This window comes from Rhodococcus sp. SJ-2 (genome assembly GCF_053750035.1).
On sequence record NZ_CM132340.1, the window covers coordinates 392,367 to 406,563 of the forward strand.

The following is a 14,197-nucleotide window of genomic DNA, read 5'->3' on the forward strand; positions in this document are numbered from 1 at the left end:
CCGCAAGGTAGAGCTCACCCGGAACACCCGCCGGGACGGGATTGAGGCGTTCGTCGAGAACGTAGACCCGGGTATTCCACTCAGGCCCACCGATCGAGATCGACGCCTCGGACAGATCGGTCACGTCACCTGCGGTGACCGACACCGCGGCCTCGGTCGGGCCGTACAGGTTCACCAACCGCGCATCGTTGTGTTCCACGAAGCGTTCCGCGGTCGCGACGGGAAGCGCCTCGCCGATCGCGAGGACCCGACGCAACGTACGAGGCAGCCGGCCGCTGCCGTCGATCATCAGCGCTTCGAGCATCGACGGCACGACGTGCAGCGTCGTCACGGCCTGCTCCGTCATCAATCGGTTCAGGTATGCCGGATCGCGATGGCCGTCCGGCGAGGCGATCACCACACGACCGCCGGAGACCAGCGCCGACCAGAATTCCCACACCGACAGGTCGAACGTCGCGATCGTCTTGAGCAACACAGCATCGTCCACGCCGAGACCGAAGTATTCGCGCTTCCACAGCATCTGGTTCACGATCGCCGCGTGCGGCACCGCCACACCCTTCGGCCGGCCGGTCGAACCCGACGTGAAGATCACGTACGCGGTGTTCGACGACCGCAACGGTGCGCGCCTATCGGCATCCGTCACCGGCTCTGCCGAGAACTCGGACAGATCCGCAGAATCCACCAGAACGGTGGAGACAGGGTTCTCCCCTGGTATGACAAACTCGTCGCGCCCGGTCGTCAGCACAACCGCGGGCGCGGCCGCGTCGACGACGAACGCATTGCGCTCGTCCGGCTGATCCGGATCCACCGGCACATACACACCGCCCGCCTTGGCGACGGCATACATACCCACGAGCAGTTCGATCGAGCGACGCATCGCCAGCACGATCGTCGTCTCAGGCGCGACCCCCATCGAGATCAGCTTCCGGGCAAGCCGGTTGACGCGAGCGTCGAACTCGCCGTAGGTCACCGAGTGGAACTCGCCGTCGGCCACCGAGTGCAACTCGCCGTCGGCCACCAGCGCCGTGGCGGTCGCGTCACGACGCACCTGCTCGTCGAACAGATCCACGAGTGTGGTTGCACCGTCCACCTCGTGCGCGGTGTCGTTCCACGCTTCGAGTACCCGGGTCTTCTCGACCGGGTCGAGCAGCGGCACGTCCCCGACCGGCATCGCCGCGTCGGTGACCACCGCGCGGAGGACCCGGTTGAGTCGTTCGGTGAACCCTGCCACCGTCGACTCGTCGAATAGATCGGTCGCATAGGTGAAGAAGCCGGTGATGCCGGCAGCTCGGCCGTCGGCGTCGTATCGATCGGTGACGATCAGGTGCAGGTCGAACTGCGAGATCGCCATGTCGGCGTCGATTCCCGAGATCGTGAGCCCGGGCAGTTCGAGCGACGACTGGGCGAGGTTCTGGAACGACAGACCCACCTGGAACAGCGGGTGCCGTGCGGTCGAACGAGCCGGGTTCAGGACCTCGACCAGCCGCTCGAACGGCACATCTGCGTTTGCGAATGCGCCGAGATCCGTCTCGCGGGTCTGCTCGAGGAGTTCTGCGAAGCTCAGCTCGCCATCCACAAGGGTGCGGAAGACCAGGGTATTGGCGAACATGCCGATCAGGTCGTCGAGTTCACGCTCGGCACGACCCGCGATCGGCGTACCGATCGCGATGTCCTCGCTCGCCGACATCCGCGCGAGGAAGACCGCGAATGCGGTGTGCAGCACCATGAACAGCGTCGTGTTGGTCTGCCGGCCGAGATCGGTCAGGCGCTGATGCAGGGCGGCGTCGACCGTGAAGTCGACCCGTGCACCGTGGAACGACTGCACTGCGGGGCGCGGGCGATCAGTCGGAAGATCGAGCTGATCCGGGAGCCCCGCGAGGGCCTGCTTCCAGTAGCCGACCTGCTTGGACGCGATCGAGTCGGGATCGTCCTCCGAGCCGAGTACCGTTCGCTGCCAGACGGCGTAGTCCGCGTACTGCACCTCGAGCGCCTCCCATGTGGGGACACCGCCCTCGGAGCGCGCCATATACGCCTGCATCAGGTCGCGGGTCAACGGGCCCATCGACGAGCCGTCCGCCGAGATGTGGTGGACGACGAACGCGAGCACGTAGTCCGTATCGCCGACCTGGAAGAGTGTCGCAGCGAGCGGCACCTCCTCAGTAACATCGAACGTGGTGGCTCCCACAGTGGTGACAGAGTCGATGATCTCGTGCTCTGCCACCCTCACCGGGCGCAGATCCGGGGTGACTTCGGTGGCCGGGACGATCACCTGGACCGGGCCGTCGACGGACTCCGGGTAATAGGTGCGTAGCGATTCGTGGCGTGTGACGACGTCGGCTACAGCAGCCTGTAGCGCGTCCACGTCGAGATCGCCGCTCAGCCGGATGGCCATCGGCACGTTGTACGCGGCCGTGTCGGTGTCGAAGCGGTTGAGGAACCACATGCGTTGCTGAGCCGGCGAGAGCGGGATCCTCTCGGGCCGGTGACCGGCCTCGAGCGGCACGCGGATCTCTGTGTCCTGCGACTCGACCACCGCGGCAAGCGCCTCGACCGTCGGTGTTTCGAACAAGGCGCGCACCGGGACCTTCGTGCCGAGCGCGAAGCTCAACCGCGACGCCACCTGGGTTGCGAGCAGCGAGTTGCCGCCGAGTTCGAAGAAGTCGTCATCAAGACCCACTCGGTCGATTCCGAGTACCTCGGCGAACACCGCCGCCACCGATTCTTCCACCGGCGACACCGGCGCACGGAACTCACGAGCCTCGAACACCGGCGCCGGCAATGCCTTCCGATCCAACTTACCGTTCACGTTCAGCGGCAACGCCTCGAGCACCACAAACGCCGACGGCACCATGTACGACGGCAGTTCGGCCGCCAACGCGGCCTTCACCGACGCCACGTCGATTTCTGTGCCCGACCCCGGCACCGCATACGCCACCAACTGCGCACCGGTCCGGTCGCCTTCACGAGCAACCACCGCCACGTCACGGACACCGTCCACACCACGCAACGCCGACTCGATCTCACCGAGCTCGATCCGGAAACCACGCACCTTCACCTGAAAGTCCGTACGCCCCACATAATCCAACGCACCCTCAGCTGTGAACCGAACGAGATCACCAGTGCGATACAGCCGCTCCCCTACCGCAAACGGGGACGCCACGAAACGATCCGCAGTCAGATCCACCCGACCGTGATAGCCCCGCGCCAACTGCACACCCGCCAGATACAACTCACCCGCAACACCCACCGGCACCGGATGCAACCGGTCATCGAGAACATAGACCCGGGTATTCCACTCCGGCACACCGATCGACACCGACGTACCCGACGGCTCCACCACCTCACCGGCGGTCACCGACACCGCAGCCTCGGTCGGGCCGTACAAGTTCACCAACCGCGCGTCATTGGACGCCACGAACCGCTGCGCCGTCCACGGCGGCAACGCCTCGCCGATCGCCAACACTCGACGCAACGACCGAGGCAAGGCACCCGACGACTCCACCAACAGCGCCTCGAGCATCGACGGCACCACATGCAACGTCGTCACACCCTGCTCGGCGATCAACGCATTCAGATACGCCGGATCACGATGGCCGTCCGGCGAGGCGATCACCACACGGCCACCGGAGACCAAAGCCGACCAGAACTCCCACACCGACAGGTCGAATGTCGCCGCTGTCTTAAGCAACACAGCATCGTCCGCGCCGAGACCGAAATAATCTCGCTTCCACAGCATCTGGTTCACGATCGCCGAATGCGGCACTGCCACACCCTTCGGGCGGCCGGTCGAACCCGACGTGAAGATCACGTACGCAGTGTTCGACGAACGCAGCGGGACAGCACGATCCGCGTCGGTCACCGGCTCCCCTGAAAGCTCGGAGAGCTCCACAGCATCGACCTCGATGATGGAGTCGGAATTCGCCTCGAGTTGCGTGCCTGTGAACCTGTCCCGGGTCGTTGTCAACACCGCAACCGGCGCGGCCGCGTCGAGAATGTACGCGTTGCGCTCGTCCGGTTGAGCAGGGTCCACCGGCACATACGCACCGCCGGCCTTCGTCACGGCGTACATGCCCACCAGCAGTTCCAGCGACCTGCGCATCGCCAGTACGACCGTCGACTCCGGCGTCACACCGAGCCCGATGAGGTGCCGGGCCAGACGGTTGACGCGGGCGTCGAACTCCCCGTAGGTCAGCAACCCACCCTCGAACACCACCGCGGTCGCGCCCGGGTCGACGCGAACCTGCTCGTCGAACAGGTCCACCAGCGTCGCGGAGTCGGTGACCTCGCGTGCGGTGTCGTTCCAGGTCTCGAGCGTACGGGTCTTCTCGACCGGCTCCAGCAGCTCGATATCACCCACCGGAATCGTCGGATCCTCGACCACCGCTTCGAGGACTCGTGCGAAACGTTGCGCGAAGCCGTCGACCGTGGACTCGTCGAACAGATCTGTTGCGTAGGTGAAGGTGGCGTCGATCCGATCCGGCGCGCCATCGTCGTCGTAGTGATCGAAGACGGTGAGCTGCAGATCGGTCTTGGCGAGCTGGAGCTCGAAGTCGGTGGAACTGACCGTCAATCCGGGCAATTCGAGCTCTGTGCGCGCCAGGTTCTGGAACGACAGGCCCACCTGGAACAGCGGGTTGCGCGCGGTGGAACGGACCGGGTTGAGCACCTCGACGAGACGCTCGAAAGGAACATCCGCGTTCGCGAATGCACCGAGATCCGTCTCGCGGGTCTGCTCGAGGAGCTCGGCGAAACTCGTGCTGCCGTCCACCCGGGTGCGGAATACGAGTGTGTTGACGAACATGCCGATCAGGTCGTCGAGCTCGCGCTCGCCGCGGCCAGCAATAGGCGTACCGATCGCGATGTCGTCGGTCCCCGACAACCGCGCCAGCAACGTCGCGAAGGCAGCATTGACCACCATGAACAGGGTGGCGTTCTTCGAACGTGCGAGGCGCTGCAGCCGTCCGTGGAGTTCGGGGGCCAGAGTGAACTGCAGGGATTCGCCGCGGAAACTCTGGCTCGGCGGACGCGGACGATCCGACGGCAGATCGAGCTGATCGGGCAGGCCGTCCAGCGCACGCTTCCAGTGATCGACCTGCTTCGCGGCAAGCGACTCGGGGTCGTCCTCCGAACCGAGAATCTCACGCTGCCACAGCGCGTAGTCCGCGTACTGCACGGGCAGGGGCTCCCACCCGGGGGCCTCCCCCTGCGAACGCGCTGCGTAAGCACGCATGAGGTCGCGGGTCAGTGGACCCACCGATGCTCCATCGGCCGACACGTGATGGACCACGAGCGCGAGAATGTGCTCGTCCTCGCGCACCCGGAAGATACGGACCGAGACCGGAACCTGTTGCGTCACATCGAATGTGGTGGACATGAATGCGACGATCGCGGGTTCGAGCTCGTCGTCGGCCACGTCCTGGATCGCGAGATCCGGCTCCACCTGATCCATCGGGATCACGACCTGGTGTGGTCCGTCCGGCGAATCCGGGTACACCGTGCGCAACGATTCGTGGCGCGCAATCACATCGAGGGCTGCGGCATGAAGGGCCGCGGCATCCAGTTCGCCGAGGAGGCGCACCGCGATCGGGATGTTGTCGACCGCGGACGACGCGGCGTCGAACTGGTTGAGGAACCAGTAGCGCTGCTGAGCCAGGGACAGCGGGATCTGTGCGGGTCGCTCGGTTGCCACCAGCGGACGTCGAGGTCCGGCCGCGTCGCCGTGTTCCAGGCGAGCCGCAAGACATTCGACGGTCGACTCCTCGAACAGCATGCGCAGCGGCACCGTCGAGTCGAGTGCCGCACCGATCCGTGACACGACCTGTGTCGCGATGAGCGAGTTGCCGCCGAGCGCGAAGAAGTCGTCCTCGACGCCGACTCGATCGAGACCGAGGACCTCGGCGAACACGCTTGCGACGACCTCTTCGATCGCCGTGGTGGGCGCCCTGAACTGCTTGACCTCGAACACCGGATCCGGGAGTGCCTTGCGGTCGAGTTTGCCGGACGCGCCGAGAGGCAGCGCGTCGAGCACGATATACGTCGCGGGCACCATGTATGCGGGCAGGACCGACGACAGTTCCCTGCTGACCGCAGCGTCGTCGAAGGTCCGACCTGCGGCGGGAACGGCGTACGCGACGAGCTGATCCTGACGGACCAGCACGACCGCCTGATCGACATCGTCCTGTTCGAGCAGCGCCGACTCGATTTCCCCGAGTTCGATGCGCAGACCGCGCAGCTTGACCTGGAAATCCGTGCGTCCGATGTACTCGAGCTCGCCGGCAGCGATCCACTTGACGAGGTCGCCAGTGCGGTACAGCCGCAGGCCCGATCCGAAGGGCGAGGCAACGAACCGCTCGGCAGTGAGGTCCGGCCGACGGACGTAGCCTCGGGCCAGTTGGACGCCCGACAGATACAGCTCACCCGCGACACCCAGCGGAACCGGTCGGAGCCGGCCGTCGAGGACGAACACCTTCGTATTCCACACGGGAACGCCGATCGGCACCGCGACAGTGTCCGCGGCCGTCACCTCGTGGTAGGTCACATCGACAGCGGCCTCGGTCGGACCGTAGAGGTTGTGAATCTTCACGGTGGGCAGGGTCGCCAGGACCCGGGCGGCGAGTGTCGCCGGCAGAGCCTCACCGGAGGCGAAGATGTACCGCAGCTCCGACAGCTCCGACACCGCCGGTTCGGTCGCGAATACCGCGAGCATCGACGGAACGAAATGCGCCACCGACACCGATTTCTCACGCATCGTCGACACCAGGTATCTCGGATCGCGATGACCATCGGGCACTGCAATGAGCAGGCGCGCACCGACCTGCAGGGGCCAGAAGAACTCCCACACCGACACGTCGAACGTGAAGGGGGTCTTCTGGAACACGACGTCGGCGGGCGTGAGGCCGTATTCGTCCTGCATCCAACGGAGGCGGTTTACGATGGCTTCGTGGGTGACGGCCACGCCCTTCGGACGGCCGGTCGACCCCGACGTGAAGATCACGTATGCGGTACCGGATGCCCGCAGCGACGCGGTGCGTTCCGAATCCGTGATCGGCCCGGGCGCCACCTGCGAGAGATCGACCGCGTCGATCGATACGACAGGGACAGAATTCGCCTCCCGCGGGACCTCGAAGCCGTCACGCTCGGTGGTCAGCACCACCACGGGTGCCGCAGTCCCGAGAATGTAGGCGTTGCGGTCGGCAGGCTGATCGGGATCGAGCGGCACATACGCGCCACCGGCCGTGGTGATCGCATACATGCCGACCAGTAGGTCGACCGAACGCCGGATTGCCAGGCCCACATGAGATTCCGGACCCACTCCGAGCCCGATCAGATGACGCGCAAGACGATGGACACGGTCGGCGAACTGCGCATAGGTCAGCGTCTCGCCGTCGAATTCGAGAGCTATGGCATCCGGCGTGCGCAGTGCCTGAGCCTCGAACAGCTCGACCAGGGTCGAGGAGGTGCCCGACGGGTGGTCCGTGTCGTTCCACTCCTCGACCATCCGGGCGCGCTCGTCGGCGTCGAGCAGGCAGACGTCACCGACCGCCACGGACGAATCGGTGACCACCGCGTCGAGGACCCGCACGAAGCGGTCGGCGACACCGGCGATGGTGGCCTCGTCGAACAGGTCGGTCGCGTAGGTCAGACCCACCGAGTACGTTGCCGACCCTTCAGAATCCGGAGCCTCGGTGACGACGAACTGAAGGTCGAATTTGGCTGTGGTGGTGTCGATCTCGATACCCGACACCACAAGTTCCGGGAGTTCGACGCGCTCGGCCGCAAGATTCTGGAACGAGAGCATCACCTGGAACAACGGATGCCGCGCCGTCGAACGCTCCGGATTCAGCACCTCCACGAGACGCTCGAACGGCACATCCGCGTGCCCGAACGCATCCAGATCGCTACCGCGAACCCGGGAAAGCACCTCGTCGAACGACTCACCACCGTCGATGCGTGCCCGCAACACCAACGTGTTGACGAACATCCCCACCACGTCGTCGAGTGCGGCCTCACCGCGCCCCGCGACCGGCGTCCCGATCGCGACATCATCGGTACCGGCCAACCGTGCCAGCAACACCGACAACGCAGCGTGCACAACCATGAACGGCGTCGCGGCGCGCTCACGAGCAAGACGCAGGATTCCGTCGTGAATCCGTGAGCCCACCGTGAACTCGTACTGGGCACCACCGTTGCTGGCGACGACGGGACGCGGTCGGTCCGCAGGCAGATCCAACTGCTCCGGGATACCCGCGAGCGTGTCGCGCCAGAACGCCACCTGCGACGAGATCACCGAGGCCGGATCGTCCTCCGAACCCAGCACCTCCCGCTGCCACAACGCATAATCCGCATACTGCACGGGCAGTGGTTCCCATACGGGCTCGCCGCCTGCAGCGCGCATCGAGTAGGCCGTGACCACATCGCGCGTCAGCGGACCCATCGAGAAACCGTCGGCGGCGATGTGGTGCACCACCAGGACCAGGACATGTTCGGACGCCGAGAGGGCGAACAGCCGGACGCGGATCGGCACGGTCGCCGACACGTCGAACCCTGCCGAGATAAGCGACTGCACATGCGACACCAGATCGGACTCCGAGACCGCCACCGGCGACAGATCAGGAGCGACCTCCGACACCGGCAACACCCGCTGATACCCGACACCGTCGACGTCCGGATACACCGTCCGCAACGACTCGTGCCGTCCCAGCACATCCGACACCGCAGCCTGCAACGCGGCCACATCCAACGACCCCGACAACCGGATCGCCACCGGAATGTTGTTCACCGCAGAATCGGGCTCGAACCGATTCAAGAACCACATCCGCTGCTGAGCCAACGACAACGGCACCCGCTCCGGACGCACCTGCGCCACCAACGGCGCACGCCCGTCACCCCCGGCTCGTTCCACGCGGGCAGCAAGATCTTCGACACCGGACGCTTCGAACAAGGCACGAACCGGAACGGTGGTCCCCAGTGCTGCGCCGAGGCGGGCCACCACCTGAGTGGCGATCAGCGAGTTGCCGCCGAGGACAAAGAAATCGTCGTCGAGGCCCACCCGGTCGAGGTCCAGCACGTCAGCGAAGACGCCCGAGACGATCTCTTCGATCGGTGTCGTGGGAGCGCGGAAACGGCGGGTTTCGAAGACGGGCTCGGGCAGTGCCTTACGGTCGATCTTGCCGGAGCTGCCGAGCGGCATGACATCGAGCACGACGAACGTCGTGGGAACCATGTACGCGGGCAATACCGAGGACAAGGCTTCCTGGGCGCCTGCGCTGTCGAACGTGCCCCCTTGCGCGGGAACGACATACGCGACCAACTGCTCGTGACGTACGTCGGCCGCAGCCTGGGTCGCGGGGGTGCGTTCGAGGAGCGCCGACTCCACCTCGCCCAGCTCGACGCGCAGACCGCGCAGTTTGACCTGGAAGTCGCTGCGGCCCAGGTATTCGAGTTCACCGGCCGATGTCCACCGGACGAGGTCGCCGGTCCGGTAGACGCGTGCGCCCTTCTGGAACGGCGAGGCCACGAAGCGTTCGGCGGTCAGTTCCGGCCTACCGAAGTATCCGCGTGCCACCTGGATACCCGACAGATACAGCTCACCCACCACACCCGTCGGAACGGGCGCGAGGCGGTCGTCGAGGACATAGGCGCCGGTGTTCCACACCGGTGACCCCATCGGCACGGAGCCCGCGGTGAGGTCGCCGACCGGCCGGGCGGTCGCGTGCACGGTCGCCTCGGTGGGACCGTACAGGTTGTGGAGTTCCGCATCGCTCACACGCGCAAACTGTTCGGCCACCGAGACCGGGAACGCCTCGCCCGCCACGAGGACGACGCGGAGTGAGGTGCATTCGGCGGCGGAGACGGCACCTGCGAATACGGCGAGCATCGACGGCACGAACGATGTCGCGGTCACGGCCCGGTCACGGATCACCTGTCCGAGATAGGCCGGATCGCGGTGACCGTCAGGCGTGGCGATGACGAGGCGGGCGCCGACTGCCGGCGCACCGAACAGTTCCCACACCGACACGTCGAATGTGAACGGTGTCTTCTGCAGAACGACGTCTGCCGCGTCGAGGGCGTATTCGGTCGTCAACCACAGCACCTGGTTGACCGCGGACGCATGGGACACCGCGACGCCCTTCGGCCGGCCCGTCGACCCCGACGTGAACAACACATACGCCGCATTCGACGACCGCAACGGCGCCGAACGCTCTGCGTCCGTCACCCCCGCATCGGAGAACTCCGACACATCGAGCACGTCGAGTTCGACCGAAAGCACACGATCGTCGGCAAACGCGTCACGCGAGGTCGTCAGCACGACCACCGGAGCAGCAGTATCGAGAATGTACCCGTTGCGATCGGCAGGCTGATCCGGATCCAACGGCACATACGCACCACCGGCCTTGACGATCGCATACATCCCGACCAGCAGATCCAACGATCTGCGCACAGCCAGACCCACCGTCGACTCGGGCCCCACACCCACCGAAATCAAATACCGCGCAACCCGATTCACACGAGAATCGAACTCCGCGAACGTCAACGACCGACCCTCGAACTCGAGCGCCACCGCACCCGGAGTCCGGCGCACCTGCGCCTCGAACAGATCCACCAACGTCGACGACGACTCGACCTCGCGCGCGGTGTCGTTCCACCGCTCCAACACCAGAGACCGTTCATCACCATCGAGCAGATCGATGTCACCGACCTTGATCTGTCGGTCTGCGACGATCGCTTCGAGCACTCGCACGAAACGGTCGGCGAAAGTCGTCATGGTGGTCGGGTCGAACAGGTCGGTTGCGTAGGTCAGATCGACGAGGTAGCCGTCGGCAGCGTCGTCCGACACGGTGACCTGCAGATCGAACTTGGCCACCGCAGCGTCGGCGTCGAGCGCCGATACGGTCAGACCGGGAAGCTCGAGTGTGCCGATGTCGAGGTTCTGGAACGCGAGCATCACCTGGAACAGCGGATGCCGCGCAGTCGAACGCTCCGGATCGATGACCTCGACGAGACGCTCGAACGGCACATCCGCGTGCCCGAACGCCTCCAGGTCGTTGCGTCGCACCTGCGAGAGCACCTCATCGAAGGACTCATCGCCGTCGACCCGCGTGCGCAACACCAAGGTGTTGACGAACATCCCGATCACGTCGTCGAGTGCAGCCTCACCGCGACCCGCGACCGGAGTACCGATCGCGACATCATCGGTGGCGGCCAACCGCGCGATGAGCACCGACAGTGCAGCGTGAACGACCATGAAGTCGGTGGTACCGGTGCGACGCGCGAGGTCTGCAATATTCGCACGAAGATCGGATCCGATCGTAAACTGCTGCGCCGCACCGCGATACGATTCCACCAGCGGGCGGGGCCGATCGGACGGCAGGTCCAGCTGTTCCGGAGCTCCCGCGAGCGTGTCGCGCCAGAACGCCACCTGCGACGCGAACACCGAGTCCGGATCGTCCTCCGAACCCAGCACCTCCCGCTGCCACAACGCATAATCCGCGTACTGCACCGGCAACGGCTCCCAAGCCGGCGCACTGCCTGCTGCGCGGGATGCGTACGCCGTGACGACGTCGCGCGTCAGTGGGCCCAGCGAGAAGCCGTCGGCCGCAATGTGATGCAGAACGAGAACCAGGACATGCTGGTCGTCGGACAGTTCGAACAGCTGCACGCGGACCGGCACCGAAGAGGTGACGTCGAAGCCCGCCGAGACGAGCTCGGTGATCTTCTCGACCACGCCCGACGGGTCGACCGGCACCGGCGACAGATCAGGAGCGACCTCCGACACCGGCAACACCCGCTGATACCCGACACCGTCGACGTCCGGATACACCGTCCGCAACGACTCGTGCCGTCCCAGCACATCCGACACCGCAGCCTGCAACGCGGCCACATCCAACGACCCCGACAACCGGATCGCCACCGGAATGTTGTTCACCGCAGAATCGGGCTCGAACCGATTCAAGAACCACATCCGCTGCTGAGCCAACGACAACGGCACCCGCTCCGGACGCACCTGCGCCACCAACGGCGCACGCCCGTCACCACCGGCAGCGATCGCGGTGTCGACAAGGGAGGACAGTTCGGCTGCGGTGGGCGCGTCGAAGAATTCGCGGACGTCGATGCGCACCTTGTGATCGGCGTTGATTCGGGCCACCACGCGGGTCGCGCTCAGGGAGTTACCACCGAGCTCGAAGAAATCGTCGTCCACACCGAATTTCTCGACACCGAGCACCTGCTCGAAGGCCGAAACGACGGCGTGTTCCGTCGGCGTGCTCGGTGCGCGGTATTCGCGTGCGAGGGAACTGAAGTCGGGCTCAGGCAGAGCGCCCCGGTCGAGCTTTCCGCTTGCGCCGAGCGGGAATTCGTCCATCTCGACGAACAGCGACGGCACCATGTAGTCGGGCAGCCGGTGACGCACTGCGTCGGCGAGCTCGGTCCGCTCGATGTGTCCGCCGTCGGTGACGAGGTAGGCGACGAGGTGATCTCCGAGGCCGGGGTCGGAATGCACGACCACAACGGCCTGCCGCACACCCGGATGATCGAGCAGAGCGGATTCGATCTCGCCGAGTTCGATCCGGAGGCCGCGCAGTTTGACCTGGAAATCTGTCCGGCCGATGTAGACGAGTCGGCCTGCGTCGTCGAGTTCGACGAGGTCGCCGGTGCGGTACATCCGGTCGCCGGGTTCGCCGAAAGGATCAGCGACGAACCGGTCGGAGGTGAGGTCGGGGCGACGGAGGTAGCCGCGTGCGAGCTGTACACCCGCGAGATACAACTCTCCCTCGACACCTGCTGGTACGGGCCGCAGTCCTTCGTCGAGTACGTACAGCCCGGTGTCGGCAACCGCGTCACCGATCGGCACGACGGTGTTGTCGGCGGCGGTCGCGAAGTAGGTGACGTCGACCGCGGCCTCGGTCGGGCCGTAGAGATTGTGCAGACCCGCGGAGCTGATCTCATAGAAGCGGGCGACCGTCTGCGGAGGCAGAGCTTCACCGGATGCGAAGACGTAGCGCAGGGTGGTCACCGATGCCGCGGTGGGTTCGGCGAGGTAGACCGCGAGCATCGACGGAACGAAGTGCGCGATGGTCACACCCCGGTCGATCATCGTCCGGGCGAGATAGGCGGGGTCGCGGTGCCCGTCGGGGACCGCGATGGACAAGCTGGCGCCCACCTGGAGGGGCCAGAAGAACTCCCACACCGACACGTCGAACGTGAACGGCGTCTTCTGCAGTACGACGTCGTCGGCGCGCATCGCGTATTCGGACTGGCGCCACGCGATGTTCGCGGTGATCGCACGGTGCTCGACCGCCACGCCCTTCGGCCGGCCGGTCGAACCCGAGGTGAAGATGACGTAAGCGAGGTGGTCGGCGGTCAATGCGCCGTTCCGCTCGTCCTCCCCGATCGGACCGTCGGCGTAGCCGGACACGTCGAGGGTGTCGATCTCGACGACCGGCACGGTTCCGGGTAGGTCGACGGCATCGCGCGCGGTGGTGACCACCGCGACAGGTTCGGCGATCTCGAGCACATAGGCGCTGCGGTCGGCGGGGTGATCCGGGTCGAGGGGGACGTACGCTCCGCCGGCCTTGACGATGGCGTACATGCCGATGAGCAGATCGAAGGACCGGCGGATCGACAGGCCGACCCGGGTGTCCGGTCCGACACCGAGCTCGATGAGGTGACGAGCGAGGCGGTTGGCGCGGGCATCGAACTCGCGGTAGGTGAGGCTCTCGCCCTCGAACTCGAGTGCGGTGGTATCGGGAGTGGCCGCGACCTGCGCGTCGAAGCGCGCGACGAGCGTGTGCGGATCCGCTGTCACGGGGGCAGACGCGTCGTCACCGAGGACCTCGGATGCATCGGCAAGCAGGGTATCGACCACCGCGGGGAGACCGGCGCCTCCCAGTAGTCCCGGCGCCACGTTGGACAGCACGACGGGAAGAAGCGCGTCGAAACCGAGCACACCGCCCATCGCACCGTCGAGAGTGGTGATCTCCTGCTGCAACCCGGCATAGGTGAGGTGCGTGTCACCATCGGAGAGCGCGATGCGGTCGGGGTCGACGTCCACAACTGCGGCGAGCAACCGGGGAAGATCCTCGATCGTCAGCGCCGGCTTGCCCGCCATACCACCCGTCATCTACGTCATCCTCCTGAAAATAGCCTGCGACCGGCGTATCACCGCGCGCTCTGCTGTTCGACGCCGTCCGGGGACGGT

The 14,197-nt window shown here is 65.8% G+C and carries 1 protein-coding gene (running past one end of the window); it reads right to left on the reverse strand.

Annotation, left to right across the window (positions count from 1 at the left end; all coding sequences use genetic code 11):
• Window positions 1-14,119: the beginning of a non-ribosomal peptide synthase/polyketide synthase gene (locus ACSYG9_RS01880; RefSeq protein ID WP_454840946.1), read on the reverse strand. Its footprint begins 15,518 nt before the window's first position; only the first 14,119 of its 29,637 coding nucleotides appear in the window; its start codon is at window positions 14,117-14,119; its stop codon lies beyond the left edge, outside the window.
• Between the last annotated feature and the right edge of the window lie 78 nt (window positions 14,120-14,197).